Source organism: Paenibacillus phyllosphaerae (assembly GCF_014192105.1).
Taxonomy (GTDB): domain Bacteria; phylum Bacillota; class Bacilli; order Paenibacillales; family Paenibacillaceae; genus Paenibacillus_Z; species Paenibacillus_Z phyllosphaerae.
Genome location: NZ_JACHXK010000002.1, coordinates 353514 through 378650 on the forward strand (window position 1 = coordinate 353514; position 25137 = coordinate 378650).

Consider the following 25137-nt stretch of genomic DNA (forward strand, 5'->3'; position numbering starts at 1 on the left):
GAAAGTAGGCCTACAAATAAAAACATGCTTTTAATAAGTGTTACATTTCGCTAATTATAATTGACCGTTACTGCTAACGGACTTTTTCTATTTACAAACTTCAATTAAATGATTGGACTTGGTTTGTTTCTGTTATAATTCATTTATCTTGTAAGGCTTTTTTAAACTCAAATTTAATTAAGGAGTTAATTATGTCAGATGTTCTTTATCACTATTGTAGTGTTGATACTTTTTTAAGCATTATACGGCATAAAACCATCAGAATGTCGGATATCTGTAAATCTAATGACTCAATGGAGACGAAGTGGCTATTTACATTTGCGGAAGACGAAGTGCTTCGTCAATATAGTGAAGATCCATTTATGCAATCGAATAATGTTATATACGGGCTTAATGAAAAAGAGACTTTGAAGTATCTACTTGATATTGAAAAGGGACGGATTTTAAAGCGGAACGATGATTTATTCTATGTAGCTTGTTTTACAGAGGAGCGTGATAAATTAAGTCAATGGAGAGGATATGCAGATGATGGAAATGGATTAGCAATTGGATTTGATGCAAATGTCTTAAAGAGAATTGCTGAAAAAGAAGATTTACTCAAATTACAAAAGGTAAAGTATTCAAATGAAACTGTTCCAGAGATTGTTAAACAGTTTTCTCGTGACTTCTTGGAGGGTATTGAAGATGCGCTATATAAAGGTGAGATGCAAAAAATTCTTTTTGACGATAGTCCAATGAATTTTATTTACTCATTGAGTACTAGATTATTAATACAAGAATCACTTTTTTATAAGAATCCTGCATTTATTGAAGAACAGGAATGGCGATTAGTATTGAATGAGAGCGATTTTGAGTTAGATAAATATACTACAGATTGGGATGATTGGTATTCTTGCTCAGATGAAAAGCCAGTTACATCTGGCTACTTTGGAGAAAGATTCCCGAGTGGTTTGCAGTTTAGAAGTGATGGAAAAAAAATAATCTCTTTCTTGGATTTAAGTTATAAGGGACTGGAAAGTGATATTATTAAACGAATCAGTATTGGCCCACGCTCTCATGTTGAAGCAAGTGATATATATCACTTGTTGAAATATTATGGATACGAAAATTGCGATGATATTATTATTGATAAATCTGATGCGACATACAGATAGTCATTTGTTATAACGTTATATAGTCGAGGCCGCTAAAATTAAGCGGTCTATTTTTATGTCTAAAAATGTTGAAACTAACAGGTTATATTGTGAAAACCAACTATTAACAATTCATTTTTGCTAATATATAATATTAATGGTCTAAACAATAGGTAAATCTAGGTAGGAAGTTGGGGAGCTGGGGATACTGGCCTATTGCTTTGAGAAAAAAATGCATATGGGGAGATAAGTATGAATCTATTATCAAAAGTGATGAAAATAATGCTTGCTGTAAGTTTAACGTTTGGGATAATTTTAACAGATATTGTATTTCAACAAAAAAGTGCTTTCGCTGAAGAAACTAATGTTGAATATGGCAATCCATTCTTTTCTGGAATATCAGGCGGTCAAATTACATTACCAAACGGAAATATACAAATTCTACGCACTGATTTAAGTCCGACAATTTACGATCCATATCAAAAAGTTTTTAAATTTGGTGGAGAAATACCGGATATCAGGAGTGGTTTTAGTTCTAGTTTACTCCTTAGTGGAAAAGTATTAGTTGTTGGGGGGATTATTTCAGGCCAATCAACATATACCAAAACCAATTTTATCTATGATCCTAATACTAGAACCTCCACCATGGTTGCTTCCTCTGTCAATAATTATTCTGGTAGGGCGCAAAGTACACTTGCTGATGGTAAAGTCATGGTAACAGGAGGATACGGTTCGAGTTATTATTCAACTGTCGAAATTTATGATCCTGTTAGTAACACCTGGAGTACTGGTCAAGCACTACCTGCTTCTTTAGCATTTCATTCACAGCTAACATTACCAGACGGTAGAGTAATAGTTACTGGCGGGAAATTATCTAGTAGCGTTAGAAATAGTGTAATTTATATTTTTGATCCATCTAGTGGAACATGGACTAATGGTGGTAATCTACCAGTTGCAGTTTCGAGTAACAATCTAAGTTTGTTGCAGGATGGGACTGTATTTATTACAGGCGGAGCTGATTCGACAGATGCTAAAAAGAACTCAGCTATTGCTTACGATCCCAATACGCGGCAAATACGAACATTAGCTAATTTACCTGAGGTTATTAGTGGGCATAAACAAAGTACTCTGGCAAACGGAGATGTGATGATAACCGGTAATAAGGTTTATTACATTTATGACTATAAACTAGACAAATGGACTAAAGGCCACCCAAATAGTTACCCTGCTCATAAAAATATTAGCAGTTTACCAGATGGGAATCTTTTAATGACTGGTGGAACAAGTAATAAAAGCTACTCTTACAATCCAATAAACGGGACTTATGTTGAAAAAGCTGCTTTTCCAACAACATTAAATTCGTATGGACAAAGTACACTTCAAAATGGAAAGGTTTTTGTAACAGGTGGCGAAAATGGTTCTGTATTTACAAATACATACCTATATGATTTGACTGCTAATACCTGGACAGCGGCAGCTAGCCTTCCAATACCATTAATGTCTCACGCTCAAACTACATTATCTGATGGTAGAGTTATTGTAACAGGGGGATATAGAGGAGATACGAAAGTTAATTCTAATAAGACTTATATCTATAACCCTGCCAATAATACTTGGGCTGTAGCTAGTGATATTCCAAGCACCTTAATTAAACATACTCAAAGTGTTCTAAGTGACGGTAGATTAATGGTAACATCAACAAACAAAATTTGTTACATATATGATGTGAAATTGAATACTTGGCTTCAAATTGCTAGCGTACCTCAGACATTTACACTTAAACATACACAAGTAACACTTGAATCTGGTGAAGTAATCGTAATTCAGAGATCAGCATATCAGTATAATCCCAGTACTAATCAATGGGTAACTTTACCAAATTACGATGCGATTTTGGCAACTAATACAATGATTAATTTAGGTGACGGGCGCTTAAGAGTATTTGGAGACGATAGTGACGTTCAAACTATGCGGGAACTTATCTTCAAACAAACACCTGAGATCTCTCCAAATATTGTTCAAGTGAATGTAAGCGGAGCGCAGACAACTTTCAAGATTACAGGTAAAGCTAGAAGTAAATACATGAATACAACTGCAATTAGTGCTACTATCGACGGTGTTACGAAGACAACTACAGTTGCAAAAACGCCAATGGCTTATCCTGCTTCTGACAACTGGGAGCTAGTGTGGGATGTCGAAAAGGATAACATAGCACCTGGTAAATATACAAACTTTGATGTGGTTGCGAAGAACAGTTATAACGACACGATGACCGTTCCTTATGTAGGTGTTATTAATGTCGATCAGGAATCACCACAGATTGCAGAAACTACAATTACAGTTAATAACCAGAAGCCTACATACATTAATGCAGGTGACGTGATTACTCTTATGTTCAAAGCAAATGAAGAGATACAATTGCCTACAGTTAAAATTCAAGGCAACGCTGCCGCTGTCACTTTGGCGGGGCAGAATGCATATAGGGCCGTATATCAGTTGAAAGCCACTGATTCGGAAGGGCCTATTTTATTTGAAATTAATTATTTCGATGCTACAGGAAATGCTGGATATCCTATAACAACAACTACAGATGGCTACACTCCTTTTTATTCCAGATCTGTACTGTCTCCAACTGATCTTGTAGCACAGTCTAAAACAGATACTCAGGTAGTTTTAACCTGGAAAGCCCCTGTAAAGATAGATGGGATTTCTGGATATGACGTTTATCAAGACGATGTAAAGATTGGTAGCGTTACTAGCGTGAGCACGGTGACATATACAGCCAAATTACTTAAACCGAGCACAACATATCGTTTTAATGTCAAGGCAAAGACTGCTCAAGGGAAAGAATCGGAAACAAGCAATATCTTGATTGTAACGACTACCTCTGACCTGACTGAGCTTGATGATTCATTTGCTGGAGCAATAATGATTCGTGAAAATCTTACGTACACAGCTTACATTAACAAAGAAACTGACGTGGATTATTATCGGTATACCGCTTCTTCAAGTGGAATTGATCAAATTAATCTAAGTATGCTTGCGGCAAGTGATTTCAATGTCTATGTATATGACCAAAATATGCGACCACTTAATGCTGGTATTAGTGCCACTGGTGTAAAAGAAGAAGTCCTCTTCAAAGTTACGCAAGGAAGTATTTACTACATTAAAGTGGAAAGAGCTGGTGGAACCTTTTCAGCCGCACCATACACATTACAAGTAAATAATCCAGTAGTTCAATATCAAACAACCTACGAGTACGACAAAAACGGAAACATAAAGAAAAAAACAACTACGGTTGTTGGGGGTTAAGCCGTGAAGTTACGTCTAAAAAAGGTACTAACATATATATTAATTGCATCTACATTCCTTCTTAATTTTGAACAGAATGTGTGGGCTGTGAACGAGAATAAACAGAATGAAGCTACCAAAGAGTATCTTGTTCAATTTGCCGATGTAGAAAAAGGTAAGGAAAAACTAGGGAAAAGGGAAAAGAAAATTAAACTATTCAACCATTCTAAAGCTATGAAGGTTGAATTAACTGAAAATGAAGTCGAAGAATTGAGCATTGACTCCAATATACAATATATTGAAGCCAACCAAACCGTTCAACTTGCAGGTGAGGTAATTCCATCTAACCTAACCCAGATAAAAGCAACACCTGATAGCAATAGGACAGGGAAAGGCGTAAAGGTTGCATTACTTGATACGGGGATTGACTTAGAATCTACGGAATTATCTGTAGCCGGTGGTGCTTCATTCATTTCCAGTGAACCGACTTATGATGACCTTAATGGGCATGGTACACATCTTGCTGGTGTCATTGCTGCAGCAGATAATGATGAAAGTATTGTTGGTATTGCTCCAAATGTAGAACTCTATGCTTTGAAAGTGTTAAACAAAGATGGAGTAGGAACTTACGGTCAAGTAATTGAGGCAATAGAATGGTCAATTGACAATGACATTGATATCATATCAATGAGTTTCTCCAGTGATCAATTTTCTGCTATTCTTCAAGATGTCATGAAGGAAGCAAGTGACAAGGGGATATTGTTGATCGCAGCATCGGGCAACGATGGGATGAGTGCAATTAGCTACCCTGCTAAATATCCTTCTGTAATGGCAGTTGGTGCGGTAGATAGTTTGAATCAGAGAGCGGACTTTTCTAATTACGGTGAAGAGCTTGAAATCATGGCCCCTGGTGTAGATGTAGCTGGATTGTCTTTGGACAATGGCCAATATACAACTATTAGCGGAACTTCTGTGGCAGTTCCACATGTCGCAGGGATAGCGGCTCTTATTAAGGAAGAACATCCTAGCTATTCCGGGGAAGATATTCGTACTCTTATAGATTCAACTGCGTTGACTTTAGGAGAGAAATTAGAATACGGATACGGTCTTGCTAACCTTGAAGGTGCATTGAGTGCAACGTTTACCAGACCAGCTCGTGAAAGCTCGGATGCAACTGAAGAAATTAAAAATAAGCTATTAGAGGAAGGTCTGACAGAAGAACAAATTCAAGGTTTCTTAGATGAGGGCTACACACTTGATAATCTGACAGAGGCAATTTCATTACGCAAAAAATGGGAAATACCAATTGAGGCCGCTCTTCTAAAAGTGAAGCCTGAATTAGTAAATGACTCCCAAAAAATTGAACCTGAGCATAAAAGTGATTATAGTGCAAGAGCTTTAGCAGTTACGGAAAATGCATCGGTAACGGCCGCTGCAACAACACCTGTTGAGGGCCTAGATAAAACAAAGATTAAAACGGATGATGCTCCTTACACCGTTGGTCTAAATTATGAGACAGTATCTACGCTGTCGGGTAGCCTTTCTACTTCAGCTACCGATGCTTACTTACCAGGACGTAATGGTCTAGGTTTTTCCTTGACTCGTAGCTATGATAGCGGGTCATCTCAAAGAAACAATGGAAAAAGTACAATAAGACTTGGAGAAGGATGGTCATGGGATATCCCTTCTGTCAAAGAAGACAGGTACGTAAGTATACCAGGTGGTGGTACATACGATACCTATAAGGTCTCAGATGGTAATTTAGGTAGTAGTGATGCAGAAGGCAATATAGAATTGCCGTTAAAAAATTATCCATGGAAAGATCTTGTCTTTATTAAAGATCCAACGACCAAGACAACTAAAGGTTATAGTGCGAAGTATTTGCTGAAGAATATAGTAAGAAAGTTGAATTACTTCTTTGATACTGAAGGTCATTTGATTGAGATAGCCGATGCTTATAATAACGCTATTGTCTTTGGTTGGTCTCCATACAACCCTACAGTAGTATTTATTGGGGAAGAGAGAGAAAGCTTGTTGACTTCAATTACTGATTCTATAGGTAATTCAATAACGATTAGTTATTCAGAGGACGAAAATAAAATTGTCATTACACAAGGTCAAAAGGTAGTTACTCTTAATAAAACAACAGTCGATGGAATGGAAATTCTAGAGAGTGTGACAGATCCGTTAGGACGTAAAACAACCTATGAATATAATGTGAAAGCGGCAAAAGATAATTTGGCGGGCACTACACCTAATAATGACAATGCTTATGCACTATTAACGAAGGTTTATCATCCAACTGGAGCTGAATCATTATACACTTATGAAAGCGAGCCAGTTACTCGATTTACTAGTGAGAAAAGTGTAAATCAAGTTTATCGTCTACTTTCAACATCGATATTAATGCGTTATTCTGACGGCTCTCAGGATACAGTCAATTTGAAAACTGTCAGTTATACTGGGGATATGGGTAGCGTAAGTAACAAGACGTACAGCTATACGGTGATTATCAATAATGGACTTACTCAAACTACCTATGAAAATAAAATTGTGTACATCGATGAAAATAATCCTACGCAATACTTCAACACTAAGGTATCTTCTGTAGGGGCAGGGATCAAGCAATTAACCGAAAATACATTTGATGAGGCAAAAAGGATATCAACACCAATATCATCAACTTCAAAGAGAATTGATCTCAGAACAGGTAAGGAGTCAGAAGCATTAACTTCCTCTCAAACGTTCGATAGTTATGGTTATGTATTGACTGCGACGGATGCAATGGGTGTTAAGACAACCTATATCTATGACCCTGAGACACATTGGCTAAAGAGTGTTATAAAACCTACAAGTGAAACGCAAGCTGTTCTTACATATTACACCTATAATGACGTAGGAAGTGTAATCTCTGAGTTAGTTAAAGATAATAAAGGAAATGTTCTAAGACATGTCAAATATGAGCAGTATGACAGCTATGGGAATCCAACTACAATTAAATGGTTTGATGGGAAGAAGGATGTTGTTTCAACAACGGAATATTCCGAACAATATAAAGGAGCTTATCCTACAAGACAAAACATTCAAGTAACAGATGTTGATGGGAAGGTAACTAATATTATTACATCTGCAGAATATGATACAACTACCGGATTGCTTACTAAATATACGGATGGTAAGAAATATTCCACAATTTATGTTTATGATTTGTTAGACAGACTGACTCTAGTAACTTTCCCAACTCTGAATAGTCTTCAAATCAATTATGACGATGATAGTAATAAGACTACGGCTATTACAGAAACTGGAATTAAAACGATTACCTCTTTTAATCCGATTGGCTGGAATGTTGAGGCTGGCATTGAGGAAGATGGTATTTACAAAGCGAAGTTCAAATACAATTACGATAGTAATGGTAGGAAAATTGCTGAAGAAGATGCCTTGGGCAACAGAGTTACTTTTAAGTATGACGCATGGAATAGACTAACTAAAACAACTGATGCTAGTGGCGCAATTTCAATAAAGAAATATGATGATCTTTTAAACAATGTTATCACAACTGATGCAACAGGTAATTCAATGCGTCAAACATCTGATAAGTTCGGAAGAGTTATTTCAACTGAGGAAATTAAGCCTTCCGGGGTTAAGATGCTTAGCAAAGTGGATTATGGATATGGAGATGTCGTTTTACAGTCCAGTGACGCATTAGGAAATAAAACATCGTTTAAGTATGATGCTCTAGGTCAGCTTACAAGCGTAGTAAATGCCAACTGGGAAGAGACAAAGTATGAGTATGACCTTTCAGGAAGCCTAGTGAAAATCACCCATCCTGATAATAATACAGTCGTAAAAAAATACGACGAGTTAGGGCGATTACTACAAAAGACGAATGAAAATGGTAGTACTGAGAAATATTACTATGATGCTAATAACAATCTAGTTAAAATAATTGATAAAAATGGCGAAACTCAAACGTTTGAGTACAGTAGTAGAAATTGGTTGTTGAAAGACATTGCCGTAGATGAAACGATAGAATTTACTTACTATGAAGATGGGAAACGTAAAACCATGATGGATGGGACTGGTGTGACAAACTACCAATATAACCCCTTTACAGGTTTACTAGAGTTGGTAGTTTACCCTGATGGTAAGAGCATTCAATATACTCATAATACAATCGGTAACAGAAAATCCATGATCGATCCTTTTGGTGGTAGCTTGATATATCAATATGATGCAAACAATCATCTAAAGTCAGTCGGAGAAAACGAAGCTGTTGCAGAAGTGAAATATGATTACTATAAAAATGGGCAGTTACAAAAAGCTACAACGCGAAATGGTATTACCACTAATTATACTTATGATGGGGGGGTATTGGACACCATAACGCATAAGAAAGCAGATGGTTCAGTACTTAATGCGTATGATTACAATTACGATGCAAACCGTAATATTATTCAAATTATTGAAAACGAATCGACATCAAATTACTCTTACGATGTATTGAACAGAATCAAGACGTCCTCTCAATACAATGAAACTTATGAATACGATAGCCGAGGAAATCGAACAGTACAAAATTCCTTGCACTCATTTGAAAACACGAATTCAGAGTATGTCTACGATAAACGAAATCGTCTGACTAAGGTTACTGCCAGCAATGGGAATATAGTGACATATAAGTACAATGGCGATAATTTAATGGTTGAACGAACTGAAAATAATATTACAACCAAATTTTATTATGACGGGAAAGATATTATCGCTGAAGGAATTGTAGAAACAAATGGTTCAGTTTCGTTTAAAGCTAGGTACTTAAGAGGTACACAGTTAATAGCTCTTCAAGATAATAGCGGCAAGAGTTATTATCTCCAAAATGGTCACGGTGATATAGTTGAATTGCGTAATAATACAGGAGAGGTTCAATTAAACAAATACAAGTATGATATTTGGGGGAATCCATCTTTTGAGGAGGAAAAGGTTTACAATCCATTCCGATATTCAGGAGAAATGTGGGATACATCGACATCGCTTCAATATCTAAGAGCACGTTGGTATGATCCAAGTGAGGGAAGATTTATTAATGAAGATACTTATGAAGGGAATCTAACGAATCCGTTGAGTTTAAATCTCTATTCTTATGTTGAAAATAACCCTCTTATTAAGATTGATCCAACAGGGCATACATCCGATGGTGGAGTTGTTGGTACGCTAATCGATATTGCCAGGGAAAAAGGTGTAAACTCACAAAGTTACTGGAACATTAGGGGAAGACTTGGAGCGCAGGCTCAGAAATTCTTCCCAGATGCTATGGAAGATGGAAATAATCAGTTTAAATATTTGTATGATATGGCTACAAGTAGTCAATCAACCCCAGGGCAAGCTGAGTGGGCTAAACAACAATTGGTAGCTGCTTTCCAATTCCAGTACGAGTATGAACAGGCTGAGTTCGAAAAATATATGTCAGGTTTGTTGGTCTCTTTAGACTTAAACATTTCTTTTAACCTTTCAATTTTATCACGTTCAAGACCATGGAGCACAGTGACGCTCGGGATGTATGGTGAAATTAAACTTGGGGAGATAGTGGCAGGGGGTGTAACCAATAAGTACATGAAAACCAGTACTGGTGGAAGGTATATTGATGTTCTTTCTGATGGAGTTGCTTATGAGTCTAAAGTTGGGTTTGTTAAAAATAATAATGATCTTGCATGGAGTCAGTTATATAAGGATGCTGAACTTCTTACAACAGGACAAGTAGATCGTGTAGTTTGGTACTTTTTTAGAAGTCCAGAAACAGGACTAATAGGGGCAGATCAAAGGTTTTTAGACGCCCTTACAAAAAATAACATTGAATATATAATTTATGACTGAGGTGGGAGCGAAGAAATGTATAAAATGATTGAAACACATTTCGAGTTCGTGTCATTTGTGTTTATGACTAAAAGACAAGCGAATCAATACTTTGATTGGTTTCAAGAACAAATCCCATTGAGAATCAAAACACTGATTGATTTTTATGCAGCCTCTAAAGATAATAGAATTGAGGATCTAGATCTTTCACCTGAATCTTTAATTAAACTTTGGTCATGGTTTAGCTCTCAGGTAGAATTATCTTCGAATAAGAGTACTGAATTCGAGGAGGAAATAAATTCATTTCCGAAATGGTTGTTATATGAGGTATCACAAGGTAATAAATTCAGTGAAAAAACAAGTTCTATACTAATCGATATTGGCATGTATTTTGGGACAGTTCTTATCAATAATGCACAACCTTTGAAGTGGGGGGTAATTTATAGCCCTAAAGACTTTGTAGAAGTCAAGCAACCTGTTATTACGGGTTTTAAGTCTGATCTTGTCTTAAACCCTATCAGAATCGCAGATGTGTGTACTCGCAGAGGTCTAAGGCAAGGACATAGTAATAATAGTCTTTATGATACTTATAAAGTTTGGCAAGAATATATTTAGTTGAAATTTAATTAAAGAACCACATAGGAGCTCAAGTGCTCCATGTGGTTCTCTTTATTGTAGTTTAAAGGTAATTGAAGAAAGAACAACTTGGAAACGTGCTAGATGATATGTTGAGAGAAAGCAACATGAAGGCTAATTGCCTTACCAAGCGAGGAAAATACTTATAAGGATACAGAATTAGATCAATAAATTAAATATGTTTTCTTAATGTCGAATCGATAGCCAGCAAATCCTCGCTTCATTGATAATTCTTAATTGCAGGACATGTTTATGTTACTTTATCGATTGAAACTTGAGAGATATGTATCTTATTACTATATATCTCATTTAGGTGGATAGAGTATCCATGGAAGTTCAATTTTACGGGAGATTATAGTATAAACAATATGTTCTGATATGTAGTTTAAGCATACCGTCGAATGTGGATTCTAGGGTACGGGTGGGGGGCTGGTTTTTACCATTTTGGATATCATTTGCGCGGCTAGACAGGGTAGCACTTCCACAGACAGACCCTAAATTTTTGTATCGATTGATCTATCGCTCACACCGTTGAAAAATGCGATGTTTAGCGTCTCGAGTTCACTGATTTCTAAGCAGTTTAAGCCGTATTTCTTCTATTTTGTGACGCTGCATATGACTTCTGCGATATCGTCATTTACTCGCCTTTTGTTTTGACTCCTTTTCCCCTAAGTCACTACAGTCATCTGTATCATACCGATAATTCTCGATAACAACCGCCTTCAGATGCCAGGTTTAGTCTAACTGGATCCAGCTGGATGTAATTGCACACTTACGAACCAATGCAGATAACAATATTAGTAAATATGGTTTATAATCTACATATAAGTAGCTATCGCAATGTCATCTTCGGGATGGTGAATATCATTTACTCTAACTATAAGAAATTATGGTATAGCTGTACAAGTAACAGTCAATATAAAAAGCAACTCGAATTGCGAAAGGCCGACTTAATCGAACTTCCGTTGCGAGCTAAGAATAATGAGCCAATTCGTATTGTAATCCCTGAGTACTTCAGTGACTTATTACTTAAGATCGAAGAAAATTATCGATTAATTACAACTGAGCCTCAAGAAGATTATTTAATAAAAGAAGCGTTGAGCACATCGGTTATTGAAGGTGCTAAAGTACCGATGGTTAATACGAATAAGCTTGCCGTTGGCGAACTGCCTCAAAATAAATCCGAGCAGATGGTATGGAATAGTCTTTCTGTTCTTAGGCTTTTTCAAGATGTCAATATTATAAGTAATGGGTTTACTGAAGTCAGTCTAATTGAGCTGTGGGAAAATCTTATTCTTAATGCATGTGATAACCTGGAATTGATGGGTCTGAAGTATAGAGTTGGTGCTGTTTCAATAATAGACAGCAATCAAAGAGTAACCTTCACCGCTCCAGATCACCGACAGATTCAGACAATGATGAACGACTTTTTCACTTTCATGCAGTCACAAGATGAACTGCCCGTGTTAATTAAAGCAATAGTTATACATTACTACTTTGTATATATTCACCCCTTCCCTGATGGTAACGGCAGACTGGGAAGAATGCTTTTAAGCCAGTATCTTATATCGGCTGGCTATACAAAGTTTGCAACCATATCAATAACTACAGAAGTACTAAAGAATCTCAAGGATTACTACGCATCGTTGGAACAATCTGAGAATGATCTAAATGATGTTTCTTTCTTTATTAATTACTATCTGCAAACACTCCTTTCCGTCTTAAAAAAGGCATCACAAGGTTTAGGGGCAGGGGCACGGTTTCCAGAGATAATTAATAAACTATCTAATCATCAGGCTAAAATTGTTAGGAATCTACATAAAGATAAAGGGAAATTTATTACATCAGAGAAATATGCAGAGATTAATAGAGTGACACTTGAAGAATCTGAGTTTGATTTAGCTGAACTTGTTGTGCTGAATGTTCTTAGATTTAATGAAGAAGAAGGTTTAAAGGTGTATAAGTGGTGGGAGTATGAATTCTGATAGGCCAATATTATCCGCTGTTTAACATTTATTCGTTGTGCAACGATGCGATAGTTCGAAGGGAGCGCTTGGAGCGAGCGTTAGCTTTGGGAATTGCAACCATCCTCTAAAGAAGGGTGACGATGCTTTCTCTAGAGAAATAAACTGGTTCTCTACGTTTTGTAAAGAAAATGGAGTGATGGATTAATATGTCTAAGTGGGACAACCGGCAAGAAGTATCGGATGTGCTTCTAGCTTTTCCGGCTGACGTTACACATCTTCCTCAAACCTGGGGGGAGATTCCTGAAGAACTTAAGAAGGGCAGTGAGTATCACAAAAATTGGCATCAACTTGCTCGTGAAAATTGGATGATGAGCTTACGCCAAACTTAGAACTAAACCTAAGAGAAGATATAGACATTCATGCTCCCATTAGACATACTAGAGCATGACTGGGATCGTTTCGGGCTAACATGAACACAAAATGGCCGGTGTAGCATTTTCCTATTGAGCAAGTCTTAAAAGGACGTAGTTTTTCCTGTAAGAATAGGGATAACCGGTCTGTATATGTAAGAGTTTTATTCACTACTGATTCAATTTCGAGAGGCTGGGGATCTTGTTGTTGTCTTTCATAAAAGATAATCAGCCCACAATCGTCAAAATAGCTGGGCTGATTATTGGGGCATTATTAGCATTTTCAATCAAACTACTCTGGGCTGCCGCGCTGGTAAATCAATCCGAGATAGATAAGATTGAGCGAGAAGTTATTATGTCCCAAAAAAACATTACGACTAACCGTTTTGGGGAAAGTATCACCAATGCATATCTAGATAGAACTTGATGACGGACGGCTTATTGATTATAGAGCTAGAATGTGGCTTGGTCATGAAGATAACGTTCCTCATGGCGTGTTTGATCCCACACATTATCTCGAGGCGATCTATGAAGGTACTCACAGATATCCTGAGAGCAAAGACGTTGTGATGGCTGAGATCCTGGCTTCATTGGATGGAGTAAAGCTTAATGAATATGTCGAAGCGCTGATTGCAACTAGATAAGCTTATTGATTTAGTTGAAGATAAATATATAGGTTATCAAAATCATTAGGAGTGAATGAAAATGGAAAAGACAAAATGGATTTTTGTGTGCCCTAATTGTGAAAACGAAGAGGAAACGGAAGAAGAATATACCAAAGAAGAATTAGATAAGAAAGGCTTGCTTATAGATGCGCAAAGAAAAAGAATTATTAAACATTGTTTGCCATGCCGAACAAATGTCAATCGTAGGGACTATCCGTAATTATGGAGAAGAAAATGACGGAATATTTATATATAAATAGGCAAATTTGAAGTGAAAGAGGGAATGTGATAATGAATAAGAAAAATGTAAATGAACACGACTATTAGCTGACGTCTAGTGGAGAGATCTTTCTCAAAATTAATGTTAAGGCTGTTCAAAGTGGTATAGTTGCAAAACTAAAGCCGGAACTATGGACTACTTTGATTTGCATAGCTGTGCATATGGACGGAAACGGACAGTGCTTTCCTACTCAACAAAGAATTGCTGAAATGATGGGTATTTCAAGGACAACGGCAAATAAATATATTCAACAATTAGAAAAGATTGAGATTGATGGTGAAAAGATTATCAAGCGAGTCAAAAAGCGGAATATGATAACTGCTGCATGGGATCATACAGTCTACACAATTAATGCAAATGCAACAGGTGTCTCGATATTCGACTTAGCCGCGAGGCAAAAGAGTCAAAAGCTTCTGGATTTGAAGAACATGCCTTATGCAGAATATTTAAAAACAGCACACTGGAAGAAACTAAGGGGAACAGTCTTGAAAAGGTTTGAATACAGATGTGCTATATGTAATAGTAATGAAAGTATTGAGGTGCATCATAGAACGTATGAAAGAAGAGGAGAAGAACGTTTAACAGATCTTACAGCGCTATGTGATAAATGCCACGAGCTATATCATCAAAATCAAAGGTGAAGCTCCCCTTAATGTGGAGGGAAAAATGGACGAAGTTTTTGACAAGGATCGCAAAGTTGAGGCATCTATGCAGCTTATGAAAGAGTTCGAGTCTAAAATGATGGAATTCATAGAGGAAATGAATGCGAGATTAGATGGAATGGAGAAGAAGATTGATAGTAAGGTGAAAAAGATCCATAGGGAGATTGATGACCTTCGAGATTTGATACTTCGTTCTCCAGTCAAGCGTTATCGTATTGACCCTCGGCGACAGTTTCTTGAGTTTAAACTGATAAACGGTCGCTGGAGGTTACCGTCCGATATCTCGATTGATGAACCAAACATTAAAAGATTGCCCGAGGGCGGTTTGAGGGAAGAAGGATAGCCTTGCCTGATATTAAACTAATTCGGTATTACGATACTTGCTGTGATAGATGCGGAAACTGGGCTTCAGGACAGATTAACCCACAAGAAATGCTTGGCAATAAGATCAACGCTGAAAAGACATTATCCCGTTACGGCTGGAAAGTGATAAACGGTGAAGTGGTTTGCGATAAATGCATTATGGGACACATAAACCAGTATCGCCAAGTGGTAGGGAATATTTTTAAGTAAAATGTAATTCTTATTGAATAAGGGGATCGTTATGTTTACACTTCCTGAAGATAATCAGACTGCCAAAGTAGAAACTATAATCGATATTTACAAATCAATATTGGCAGGAAAGAGGAAGGAGTTTCCTAGAGGAACTTGGAATCCGTACAATTCAGGCTATGACAATGCGAATAGATGCATTAGATACCTCTTTGAAGAACACTTGCAATTCAGCAAAGAGCAGGTATTGGAACAATCGAATGCGTCTTTCTTTTCTAAGTGGAAGCTAAGGGGTATGCTTGATTTATTTGATGGAAGTACGCATAAGCCCATCATATCGGCTTTTCCAGAGTGGGAAATCAAACCTTGGCATTTCAAGAATACATCTAAAGGAACTTGGAACAGAGATACCATTAGAGAATACGTCAATGAAGTATTATTTTCAAACGGAGTTGAAAACAAAGAACAATTGTTGTTGAAACTTAACAAAGCATTTCTAAAACAAACTGGATTAGACAAAATCCAACTTGCATTTAGGAAGTTAAAGCTTCATGAGACGATGGGAAGGCAACAGGCGGGAATTTACGAATTTTTTCATTATTGCTGTCCTGATTGGCAGCTTAAAGTTTGGGAATTAGAGTTTGTAGATCGTTGGTATGACGAGGACGCAATTGAAGCTTTGAAATGGCTTATCGAAGATCGGCTTGGATGGAGTCCAGATTACGCCATTACAAACTTGAAAAAGCAGCATTTTAGAGATCATGGTTTGTACGGATTGTTAGTAAGAAGGTTTAATGACAGTATTAAAAATGCAGTAAAATTTGCGTATCCTGATTAAAAGGAAAGATTGATGGAGGGATATATAATGTCAAAATACGATAAGCTTTATGAATACCTGAAGCAACCTGTAGTCATCGAATTATACTTCGATGAGATTAACAGTATTATTGGTGGAAATGGATTACCAGAAAGCGCCTTTGTACCAGGTAGTGGTTTCTGGAGAAACGAAATTCATGGGCACGAAAATAATTCTCCACAAGTATCTGCCTGGTATCAAGCTGGATATGACGTAGATCAGGTGAATTATGAAGAACGGATGGTTAAGTTTCGCTTAAACCCTAATAGAGTGTCTGCTAAGAAGCAAGAGGCATAATGTCGGATGAGACGATTAATCAAGCAGACCTTCACTCTCACAGGCCAGCGGTATATGTTTACGGTTGATACTGATGGGTTTAGGCTTTACTTAAACTGCTATCATGGGAGCAGCGAGAAGAATGATAAGCCCGAATTAACAAAAGAACTTAAAGAGAAGATCTATTCAGCTATAGCTTACTCTGAAGGCTCACAATTTGCTTCAAATGCTGTTTATAGAGAAGAGAAGATCAATGATGATGTCAGAAAATACTACAAAATTCCTTACCCAGACATACCTGAGTATGAAGAAGTACTCAACTGGCTAACAATCAATGGCTCGATGAAGTTTACGGCAACGGATACGGAATCATTGTTTGAATACCTGAAGCATAAAGGGATTAACGCCATTATGTTTGAATACAAAGGCGATACATACATATTTAATGCTAATCCTGACAAAGGATATCTATGGAAGTTTGTCCAACAGATTGATAAGGAGATAGCTGAGCTGAACGAGTTGCGAAAAAAGCTATTATGGCATGTGTAATTGTCGTTGCTAGTTTTTATGAAGGAGGAAGTTATGAACGTTAGTGAATTTACTCAAGCTGCTCTTGCCTATGTAGGGGGAGGAACAGCGTTATTAGCAGTTGCGTGGGGTATATCAAAGGTTATGTCTAAATCATTTTTAGACCAGTATTTTAAGAAGAAGCTTGAGGATCATAAAGGGGAACTACAAAAATCGCTAGAAGATAAAAAACATGAATTGCAGAAAGCCCTAGAAGACAAGAAGTTTGAGTTGCAAAATTCTCTAGAGGATAAGAAGCACGATTTGCAGGCTACGCTAGAAGACAAGAAACATCTCTTAAACAAAGTTGCAGATGATAATAAGTTCGACATTCAAAGGAAGATGCAGGATTTTAACTTATACTCTGTTCAAAGACATAATATATATCCTGAAATATACGCTCTTTATCTTGACGCAGATGGTTATGCTAGAAGAATGATGGGTTATCGTGAAGTTCCAGATTATAAAAGATATAGTTCTAAGGAACTTGAGTATTCATTAAAAGCCAAAGGTATTCCAGATATTAAAGTCGAAGATTTTATCAACGATTGGGATCAAGTGCGCAGTGTGCGAATTAAAGAGCTGAACGAATATATTCGCCACTTTGAATTCCAAGAAAACATGGAGAAGTTTGTAATAGCTCGCAATAAATTTTCTCGGTCAAAGTTGTTTCTTAGCGAGGAAGTAATTTCTATTTGTGAGGAACTTAATAAAGCTATTAGGCAATATCTATACGTCACCCAGGATCTGCTTAACGGAGAGGTTGAGCCTAGAGACAGAGGGGAATTGAGACAAAAATATCTTGAAGGAGAAGAAAATATTCCGAAGATAATTATGAGCTTAGAAACGCAAATGAAGAAAGAGCTTACTGTAGGAGACTACAATAGGCTGTAAAAACGGACATCGATAGTTATTTATAGGGGACACATATGAACGATCTAATCTATAGGATAGTTGGTCAGAATGTCAGACAGCAGCGGCTATTAAAGGGGTGGACGCAGGAACAGTTAGCAAATAAGACCAAGCTAACAAGATCCTCAATGGCCAACATTGAAACCGGCAGGCAGCGTACACAAATTGAAGTAATCTATTATATATGTTTTGCTTTACAATGTGAGCTGCGCGACATTTTCCCAGATAGTATCGAAGACGCTAAGGTGAAACAAGATGAAGATCTGAGGAAATTAGAAAGTCTGCGTGAAGAGCTGGAGAAAGTGAATGAACGCAAAGCATTCCTTGAGGGCCAGATATCTGCAATTGCTCAAACATACTCTCATGAGTTTGCACAATGCAGCAATTGCAGTAGTCCGGCTGTACAGAAAGGTATGTGTCTTAGCTGTTACCACGCATCAGTATATACTCCTGTGGTGAAGCACAAGAGAATGTACGAAGGTGTTATTTGCAGCAAATGCTCCAACCCAGCGGCTGTAAAAGGAATGTGTCCAAGGTGCTATCAGCGCATTCGCAATGGCTACAAGGTTGAAGGAAACAAGGTAGGCAGAGAAAAAAGTGCAACGCCAGTTGGAACGCCAAGTACTGCCACTGATTGCGAAAAGCCATAGTGGCAAGAGGGCTTTGTATGAAGCACTATAGATCAGAGCTAAGACGGATCAAAGAGCAAGGGTGATTGTATGCTTGAAATGAGAGTTGAGGCAGTAGGTCGTAACGTTCGTATCTATAGAGTCATGAAAGGGCTAACTCAATCTGAGCTAAGCTTGTTGGTAAAGTGTAAACCATCAAGGATTAGCAGTATTGAGACGGGTAAGCATAAGGCAAGTGTTAAACTATTATGCTTAATCGCCTCAATACTTGGCGTTGGGTTAGACGATCTTATCAAGGGTGGAGTAGACGATGCGAGTTCAAACTAAGCGACAGCAGGAAATGCTTAAACGAGTATCGGTAATTGATAGCCACGTACTGAATCTGGCTAGCATTATTGAACTGTCATAAGTAAAAGGCGAAAGCCCTTGAGGGCTGCAATCATCACTTAGAGAGTAGAGAATTTGCATTCTCTCGAGAGACCAACTGGGTCTGTACGATTTGCAAAAGGGCTGGAGTGAGTAAATAATATTGATTTAAGTTCGAGAGGCTGGGGATCTTGTTGTTGCAATTCATTAAAGAGAATTTGTCCACAATCGTCAAAATCGCTGGGCCGATTATTGGGGCATTATTAGCATTTTCAATCAAACAACTCTGGTCTGCCGCGCTGGCGAATCAATCCGAGATAGATAAGATTGAACGAGATGTTATGTCACAAAAAAGCATTAATCATCCAAAGCAGATATTCTTTATCTTCTGGTTGGTTGGAATGGTTGCTGGGATTGCAGGAAGAATCTACTTCGCAGAACAAGCGCTTGTATTTTTCTTTGTTATTGCCTTCCTCAGCAGCAACCTTGCTATAAGAGACAAAAGAAATACCAATGTGTTCTTAATAGCAGCTAGCACATTCCTGGTTGCCGGAATGTCATACTGTTTGACTTATGCAATACAATCCAGTGAGGCTAATATAGCTAAAGTATTCACCTTTGCTTTTGCTTTTATCTTATTGTTCCTTGCTTCAATTATTTTATATTCATTCATTCCAGATTTCATAAAACGAAAATATACTCCAAGAGATTTAATACTAGTTTTTAGTTCTGGGGAAATCCTTCTTGTAAAATTACTCTCAATGACTAAAGATCGCGACTATATTGTGCAGATAATCAATAATTGTTCTGAAAATGTAATATATCCTACAAAATTTAGCGATGATTATATAGATGAGATAGTCGTAAACCGTAGTCAAATTCAAAAAGTAATATGCATTAAAAAAGGTGTTAGGATTGACAAAGTGTTTAGTGGTCTTGCTCCAAGTATACATTATGCTCTGCCAAGCAAGAGCAAGCCAAACAAACTCTGGGAATAATCTGTAAATAAAAAGTGAAATGAACAGAAGAGGTGAAAATAATGGAGAAACCAAAGACACCGAAAAAATCTATGAGACAGTTTATTGGTATATTGAAATCAGACATTACCTATGAGGAAGAGAAAATCAGAGATGCAGTTGGTGAGGAAGTGATTGAAAATTACTTGAAGAGCATTAAAAAATAAGGCAAGTATACAGTACAGTTATCTCGAAAGAATTTACTTTGTCTTTAATAACTTATAGTTAGTTCGGTAATTCTTTGACTTACAGAAGGAGAGAGGGGATTGAATAATCTCACTCCTATAGAGCAGCAAGCTATATATGAATTAATATCTATGCTGAAGCGGTACTTTAAAGTAAAGCAAGTAATATTGTTTGGTTGTAAGTCACGAGGAGACTACAATATTGACTCTGATATCGACGTAGTAATTATTGTAGGAGAAGAACGAACAACAGAAAATCGCTGGAAAGTATCAGACATACAGTTTGAAAATAACTTGAAATATGATGTACCGATTAGTTGTCGATATTATAGTGAGAATGATTGGAATGCAGGCGTTAATGCAAATGCGCAGTGTCAAGGTAATGTTCTTAAGGAAGGCATTAATATTAAACTCTAGCCGTCATGAATAATGGCGTGAAATTTACAATGGACAAGGTGGTATTACATGAGTGATAAAGAAAAAAGTGAATTGCCTACTCCTCCTAAATTAGACGAGATAACTCCACTTGGTAAACCAGTCGATAAGAAATTGTTAGGAAGATTTATTGGTATACTATCTGACGAGGAAGCGGAAGAACGACGTAAGGAAATAAAAAGGATGAGAGATGAAGATTGGAGAGACTAAACATATTCAGTCTCTCCTCGACTTATAGTACCAATTGATTGTAACTCATGGTATAATGTGGGTATAATAAGAAAAAGGCCGAAAGATGCTGGACACATCTTCGACCTTTTGGGTACACACCGCTTGAAGAGCGGCTTGGCTTTGACAGAGTGACACGACAGAGAAATAGACCGCATGCCTTGTCGAGAGGGCGGTCTATTTCTTTTTGTTGAAGAGTGGCTTGTGAAGATATCAATCCCGATTGAAAGGCAGCTAAAGAATTGCAATGTGATTCTTTGGCTCTACTCGTTGAAACGTTCGCCGCCGCTGAGCTTCATAATATCACTAAGCTCCAATTCAAGACCTTGCCAGCGATAGTAATCGGTTGGATCATCCATCTCATCGCCGTCATATCCTGCAAATGCTTCTTCAAATGTCTTCCATTCGTATTTAGTGCGCAGCTCCATTATTTCAGCAGCAATTTCTATTGCACGTTCTTGAGGTGTTTGCTTCCCTTTTTTCTTATCCTGTGCGAGTATTTGCATTTTAATTGTATAAACAGGATCATTAAGAAATATCTCCACAGCAAACTTAGGGATCTTGCGGTGTTTCCCGTTGTCCAGACATTCCATACCTTGCTTGATGTACTTGTTCAAAGTGACTTTCGATATTCCAAGGATGTGAGCGGCTTCGGTAGGAGTTAAAAGATAGTCTTCGACGTACACATACTCCATCATTTCTCCACCAAGCTCATAGTACCAATTTTCATAATCAATCTTTATTTTCCCGAACTCTAAATCAGATGTCGACTTATCGATTTCGGCCAAGCGATAAAGCCACTTCATCAAATTCTTTTTATGCTTATCTGTAAACAAGAATGTTGTCGGTAAATTGAAACTATGTATATCCATTTGGATACCAACGATTTTATCTGAAAAGGAAAATATGAGTGCTTTCATAATTTTGTTAAAGATAAATTCTGTTTGCTGTTCGATAAGCATAGTATTTTTTTCTTCATAACCTATATCGATCTGTAATTTAGTGAATTCCAGGAGTTTAACACTCATAGTTTCATCTCCCGATTATCTTGTTTTTATTGTCAATTCTTTTCTTTTGTGTGAAATCGATAATTAATATTATCTATAAAACGTAAACATCCTGTACTCCTAATGATATCATTAATAACTGAAAAAGACCAACAAATGATGGACTGGTTTACTTATACTAAGTAGGTATACTATGATCAAATGTAGTTACTTGCAGTTGCTGATTTTTTTGAAATGTTAAACGAGAGTACTTATTACATCTACAAATACAGTGTGAAGAATCGCAAAATATGGGGGAATATTTGTGCAAGAAGTAATGGGGAAGTCTCTTGAAGCAGTTGTTTACATAAGGAATCCCAATTTGCTAGATAATCAATTGAATGTCTGTGCAGATTTCGTTGAAGTAAATGATTTAGAAACCAAACGGATATTCATGGATAGCTCAGAAGATGAGCAAGAATGGCCACAGTTCAATGCATTGAAAGACTATATTGAAACGCATCCAAATACGGTTGTTGTGACTTCCTCAACTGGACGTATATCAAGGGATAAAACAGACATGTATAATTTATTGGATTTTCTAAAAAGTAATAAGTGTCATTTGGTTTGCATTGAAGAGAAAATGGACACTACAATCCTATGGGATGAGATTATTGAGTGAAGGATTTACGAAAATATAAGACTAAAAATATTCAAAGGGTAAGGACTGCGAAAAGTACAAAGTTAGATCGTCTTGGGAATGGAGTGGCCTAGGTTGAGTGAAAAAGCAACGAATATTGTAGAGTCTTTTCATAACGATGAAATTGGTTATAAAGAATGGTTTTATTCCAATTTGAATGGTTATATCTTCAACCACTTCGGTACAGCGGAGATGAATAAGCTGCATCATGCAAGTTGCTCGACTCTTAAAACAAAGAAATATGAGGGAAGATGGACATCTTATGAAAAATTTTGTTCTAATGATCTAAGGGCATTGGTAAAAGAAGCGGATCAAGTTACCAAAGTAGGTTGGAGTTTCTGTAAGTTATGTGAAAAGAAAGGCCTTCTGTTTCTCCGATGAATATCTAGATAACGCTATTCGAGAAAATGGCTTTTCTCCAAAGATTGAAAATACAAGCATCTACCAGTTAGTTCAAAAGATTAAGCAAGATATTGATGTAAGTTTACTGATTAATTTAGAAGTCGCTGAAGCTCAGGTGAGAGAAGCGTATAACGATGCGCAGCTTCCTTACCTCAGATATATGGCTTCTGTGACCTGGACGATGAAGGCATTTGCATTGCTATCAACTGACAATTAGCAAATTGAGTGATTAAATCACATAAACACTACTTTTAATAAGGAGACTTGAAACATGGGAATTCATAGAATCACTATAAGTCCATCTTTTGCTTTCGCTAATACTTTTAATTCGCCATCAAACACAAATTATAATGATCTAATCATAACATTTTCGAAAAATCCCCCTATTCCTTGGAATGTTAAAGTGAAAAACAATCTTGAGAGTCGAATAGGAGTTTATCAGATTATTAATTCAGAGGGAACAACTATCTATGTTGGAAAAGCAACAGGTGATATGGGGTTAAAAGGAAGGCACACGACACATGAAAAGAGAGAATATTTTCGTCTGTTTGATGCTACGACTATAACTACTTATTATGCAGAGGATCCGAACTTTAATGATCCCGGGATTCTGATTTTGTTAGAGCGAATTTTGGTGTATGGAGAACAGGCTGTCCTTAACAAAGATGTTACTGAAGGTATTCCTACGGAGTATACAGTTGCAAGTAAAATGCTAGAGAAGATTAAATGTATTAGTGATGAACTGCATTTCAAATGGGAAGCGAGTAAGGATGATGAATTTCTTGCGGAAAGCGAGGCATTTGATGATATATATCAAGAGCTAGAAAAAAATATGAATAGTACTAAAAAGGCTGAACTCGAATTCAATCACGCAATAAAGTATCATAATAGCGAAAAGAAACTAATTAGAGATAAAAAGAAGATATATAAATCTAATTTTAAACTGTTACGTCAGTCAGTGAAAAGTAGAATAAAGAGCGTTAATGATAAATATGAAGAGTTGATTTAATTGTAATGTTTCCACCCGGCAAAGCGATCTTTTGGTGCCCTTAGAGAGCAGGCGATGGTAGCTCTATCATATTGATATTGCAAATGAGCTTACGGATTCCCGAGGGAGATATGAATAAGTTGATGAAAGTCATTCCAATCTTTGAGTTTTTCTGCTTCAAGTGACATCTCATCACTAGTCCCATCCTCTCAAGCCTACCATTCTCTTAATGGAATCTATAATTTGATTTGAGAGTACACAGAATATTTACAGGCTCTATCTATGATGGGAAATGGGAGGGCAATTATTATATGTTGTCCTCCATTTGTCATACAGTATGGCTATCAATGTCATACAATTGTCATACCAATGAAGTTCTTATGAGATTGCCGATTTCAAGTCTGGCAAGATAGTAACTAAATTTCAGTTTTTTACTCATATATAAGTAAGTCTCCACGATGACAAAGGTATGCTAATGAAGGCTGTCCGATATCATTAATAATTACTTTAACTCTTGAATTAGGATATTGATATAAGACATATACCTTATCCAAGGTTAGTAGCAAATCCGATGAAAAGAATTTATTGTCCTGTGTAGCTCTCCAGTGTGTTGCAATTCTATAGTTTTTTACAGAGGAATAATCATCCTCATTATAGGGAAGTGCTTCGGGCAACTGAAGTGTTTCGGGTAGTAGCTGTAATATCTTTTGTATCTTTAGGTCATTATGTACATCAGTTATTGATTGCTCTTTTGAGCAGTCAAACATATAGTTCAATACAGCGGTTATCCCTCTTCCATTTAATTCCTCTAAAAGAGCTGTTCGCATGCTTTTGAAGATTATGCTAGTATCGTATTCTCTATTTTGATCCCTATCTAGCGCGTATCTTAACCTGTATTTGGCTTCTTCTGATAGACTCGGTACAATAACTTCAAAATTTAGATTCTCAAATTGATTATTTTGTTCGAGTACACCTTGATCTTCTTCGCTTTGTTTGTTTTTCATACTGCACACCTCTTTTACGAAATGCTGTAACTATAAAATAGTATACAATAAAATGAGACTAATGGGGATTAATCGATACAAAACAATCCTTAACGGTTAATTCTTAGCTATGTCCATATTATCTACACTCGTCTTTAGAGG

General features: G+C 36.9%; 24 protein-coding genes. 22 read left to right on the forward strand and 2 right to left on the reverse strand.

Translation table 11 applies throughout. The features are described 5' to 3' along the window. The first annotated feature begins 191 nt into the window (after nt 1–191). The 19 genes from FHS18_RS05645 (at nt 192) to FHS18_RS05735 (ending at nt 20898) form a co-directional block, all read left to right on the forward strand. Nucleotides 192–1154, forward strand: a complete 963-nt coding sequence (locus FHS18_RS05645; RefSeq protein ID WP_183597870.1) for a DUF2971 domain-containing protein — start codon at nt 192–194, stop codon at nt 1152–1154. Nucleotides 1155–1385: 231 nt separating this feature from the next. Beyond that, nucleotides 1386–4445 carry a Kelch repeat-containing protein gene (locus tag FHS18_RS05650; protein ID WP_183597872.1) on the forward strand — a complete coding sequence of 1020 codons (3060 nt, stop codon included), beginning with the start codon at nt 1386–1388 and terminating at the stop codon, nt 4443–4445. A 3-nt stretch (nt 4446–4448) separates the two neighbouring features. Continuing rightward, nucleotides 4449–10295 (forward strand): S8 family serine peptidase, encoded by a 5847-nt coding sequence (locus FHS18_RS05655; protein WP_183597874.1) that lies wholly within the window; start codon nt 4449–4451, stop codon nt 10293–10295. Between the two features lie 15 nt (nt 10296–10310). Further along, the gene (locus FHS18_RS05660; RefSeq protein WP_183597876.1) at nt 10311–10889 is read left to right on the forward strand and encodes a hypothetical protein; all 579 of its coding nucleotides are present in this window, start codon (nt 10311–10313) and stop codon (nt 10887–10889) included. 956 nt (nt 10890–11845) lie between these two features. Next, on the forward strand, nt 11846–12895 hold the full coding sequence (locus FHS18_RS05665; protein ID WP_183597878.1) for a Fic family protein: 1050 nt from the start codon (nt 11846–11848) through the stop codon (nt 12893–12895). A 188-nt stretch (nt 12896–13083) separates the two neighbouring features. Then, a complete protein-coding gene (locus FHS18_RS05670; protein WP_183597880.1) occupies nt 13084–13266 on the forward strand; it encodes a hypothetical protein in 183 nt (60 codons plus the stop codon). A gap of 726 nt (nt 13267–13992) precedes the next feature. Beyond that, entirely contained in the window at nt 13993–14172 is a 180-nt protein-coding gene (locus FHS18_RS05675; RefSeq protein ID WP_183597882.1) for a hypothetical protein, read from the forward strand. Nucleotides 14173–14336: 164 nt separating this feature from the next. Then, nucleotides 14337–14873, forward strand: coding sequence for a helix-turn-helix domain-containing protein (locus FHS18_RS05680; protein WP_343060446.1), 537 nt, complete (start codon nt 14337–14339; stop codon nt 14871–14873). Between the two features lie 25 nt (nt 14874–14898). Then, nucleotides 14899–15237 carry a hypothetical protein gene (locus tag FHS18_RS05685; protein WP_183597886.1) on the forward strand — a complete coding sequence of 113 codons (339 nt, stop codon included), beginning with the start codon at nt 14899–14901 and terminating at the stop codon, nt 15235–15237. A gap of 261 nt (nt 15238–15498) precedes the next feature. After that, nucleotides 15499–16284: a DUF4046 domain-containing protein gene (locus FHS18_RS05690; RefSeq protein WP_183597888.1), complete on the forward strand. Its 786-nt coding sequence runs from the start codon at nt 15499–15501 to the stop codon at nt 16282–16284. Between the two features lie 27 nt (nt 16285–16311). Then, on the forward strand, nt 16312–16599 hold the full coding sequence (locus tag FHS18_RS05695; protein ID WP_183597890.1) for a DUF7662 domain-containing protein: 288 nt from the start codon (nt 16312–16314) through the stop codon (nt 16597–16599). A gap of 6 nt (nt 16600–16605) precedes the next feature. Continuing rightward, the gene (locus tag FHS18_RS05700; protein WP_183597892.1) at nt 16606–17127 is read left to right on the forward strand and encodes a hypothetical protein; all 522 of its coding nucleotides are present in this window, start codon (nt 16606–16608) and stop codon (nt 17125–17127) included. A 33-nt stretch (nt 17128–17160) separates the two neighbouring features. Next, entirely contained in the window at nt 17161–18039 is an 879-nt protein-coding gene (locus FHS18_RS05705; protein ID WP_183597894.1) for a coiled-coil domain-containing protein, read from the forward strand. A 35-nt stretch (nt 18040–18074) separates the two neighbouring features. Then, complete coding sequence (locus FHS18_RS05710; RefSeq protein ID WP_183597896.1) at nt 18075–18707, forward strand: helix-turn-helix transcriptional regulator; 633 nt, start codon at nt 18075–18077, stop codon at nt 18705–18707. A gap of 78 nt (nt 18708–18785) precedes the next feature. Next, entirely contained in the window at nt 18786–19013 is a 228-nt protein-coding gene (locus FHS18_RS35345; protein ID WP_425497309.1) for a helix-turn-helix transcriptional regulator, read from the forward strand. Nucleotides 19014–19243: 230 nt separating this feature from the next. Next, a complete protein-coding gene (locus tag FHS18_RS05720; RefSeq protein ID WP_183597900.1) occupies nt 19244–20050 on the forward strand; it encodes a hypothetical protein in 807 nt (268 codons plus the stop codon). A gap of 41 nt (nt 20051–20091) precedes the next feature. Further along, complete coding sequence (locus FHS18_RS05725; protein ID WP_183597902.1) at nt 20092–20235, forward strand: hypothetical protein; 144 nt, start codon at nt 20092–20094, stop codon at nt 20233–20235. Between the two features lie 99 nt (nt 20236–20334). Then, a complete protein-coding gene (locus FHS18_RS05730) occupies nt 20335–20670 on the forward strand; it encodes a nucleotidyltransferase domain-containing protein (protein WP_183597904.1) in 336 nt (111 codons plus the stop codon). A gap of 48 nt (nt 20671–20718) precedes the next feature. Then, nucleotides 20719–20898, forward strand: coding sequence for a hypothetical protein (locus tag FHS18_RS05735; protein WP_183597906.1), 180 nt, complete (start codon nt 20719–20721; stop codon nt 20896–20898). Between the two features lie 281 nt (nt 20899–21179). Here the strand turns inward: FHS18_RS05735 and FHS18_RS05740 are convergent, their stop codons facing one another. Continuing rightward, entirely contained in the window at nt 21180–21944 is a 765-nt protein-coding gene (locus FHS18_RS05740; RefSeq protein ID WP_183597908.1) for a helix-turn-helix domain-containing protein, read from the reverse strand. Nucleotides 21945–22227: 283 nt separating this feature from the next. Here FHS18_RS05740 and FHS18_RS05745 point away from each other — a divergent pair, with 283 nt between their 5' ends. From FHS18_RS05745 to FHS18_RS05755, 3 genes are all read left to right on the forward strand, one after another. Further along, the gene (locus tag FHS18_RS05745; protein WP_183597910.1) at nt 22228–22584 is read left to right on the forward strand and encodes a recombinase family protein; all 357 of its coding nucleotides are present in this window, start codon (nt 22228–22230) and stop codon (nt 22582–22584) included. Nucleotides 22585–22951: 367 nt separating this feature from the next. Further along, nucleotides 22952–23221, forward strand: a complete 270-nt coding sequence (locus FHS18_RS05750) for a hypothetical protein (RefSeq protein WP_183597912.1) — start codon at nt 22952–22954, stop codon at nt 23219–23221. 54 nt (nt 23222–23275) lie between these two features. Continuing rightward, nucleotides 23276–24013, forward strand: coding sequence for a hypothetical protein (locus tag FHS18_RS05755; protein ID WP_183597914.1), 738 nt, complete (start codon nt 23276–23278; stop codon nt 24011–24013). 410 nt (nt 24014–24423) lie between these two features. Here the strand turns inward: FHS18_RS05755 and FHS18_RS05760 are convergent, their stop codons facing one another. Further along, nucleotides 24424–24996, reverse strand: coding sequence for a hypothetical protein (locus FHS18_RS05760; protein WP_183597916.1), 573 nt, complete (start codon nt 24994–24996; stop codon nt 24424–24426). Between the last annotated feature and the right edge of the window lie 141 nt (nt 24997–25137).

Coding starts and splice junctions, on each gene's coding strand:
- FHS18_RS05645 (WP_183597870.1), top strand. CDS start 192: ATGTCAGATGTTCTTTATCACTATTGTAGTGTTGATACTTTTTTAAGC.
- FHS18_RS05650 (WP_183597872.1), top strand. CDS start 1,386: ATGAATCTATTATCAAAAGTGATGAAAATAATGCTTGCTGTAAGTTTA.
- FHS18_RS05660 (WP_183597876.1), top strand. CDS start 10,311: ATGTATAAAATGATTGAAACACATTTCGAGTTCGTGTCATTTGTGTTT.
- FHS18_RS05670 (WP_183597880.1), top strand. CDS start 13,084: ATGTCTAAGTGGGACAACCGGCAAGAAGTATCGGATGTGCTTCTAGCT.
- FHS18_RS05675 (WP_183597882.1), top strand. CDS start 13,993: ATGGAAAAGACAAAATGGATTTTTGTGTGCCCTAATTGTGAAAACGAA.
- FHS18_RS05685 (WP_183597886.1), top strand. CDS start 14,899: ATGGACGAAGTTTTTGACAAGGATCGCAAAGTTGAGGCATCTATGCAG.
- FHS18_RS05690 (WP_183597888.1), top strand. CDS start 15,499: ATGTTTACACTTCCTGAAGATAATCAGACTGCCAAAGTAGAAACTATA.
- FHS18_RS05695 (WP_183597890.1), top strand. CDS start 16,312: ATGTCAAAATACGATAAGCTTTATGAATACCTGAAGCAACCTGTAGTC.
- FHS18_RS05700 (WP_183597892.1), top strand. CDS start 16,606: ATGAGACGATTAATCAAGCAGACCTTCACTCTCACAGGCCAGCGGTAT.
- FHS18_RS05705 (WP_183597894.1), top strand. CDS start 17,161: ATGAACGTTAGTGAATTTACTCAAGCTGCTCTTGCCTATGTAGGGGGA.
- FHS18_RS05710 (WP_183597896.1), top strand. CDS start 18,075: ATGAACGATCTAATCTATAGGATAGTTGGTCAGAATGTCAGACAGCAG.
- FHS18_RS35345 (WP_425497309.1), top strand. CDS start 18,786: ATGAGAGTTGAGGCAGTAGGTCGTAACGTTCGTATCTATAGAGTCATG.
- FHS18_RS05725 (WP_183597902.1), top strand. CDS start 20,092: ATGGAGAAACCAAAGACACCGAAAAAATCTATGAGACAGTTTATTGGT.
- FHS18_RS05735 (WP_183597906.1), top strand. CDS start 20,719: ATGAGTGATAAAGAAAAAAGTGAATTGCCTACTCCTCCTAAATTAGAC.
- FHS18_RS05740 (WP_183597908.1), bottom strand. CDS start 21,944: ATGAGTGTTAAACTCCTGGAATTCACTAAATTACAGATCGATATAGGT.
- FHS18_RS05755 (WP_183597914.1), top strand. CDS start 23,276: ATGGGAATTCATAGAATCACTATAAGTCCATCTTTTGCTTTCGCTAAT.
- FHS18_RS05760 (WP_183597916.1), bottom strand. CDS start 24,996: ATGAAAAACAAACAAAGCGAAGAAGATCAAGGTGTACTCGAACAAAAT.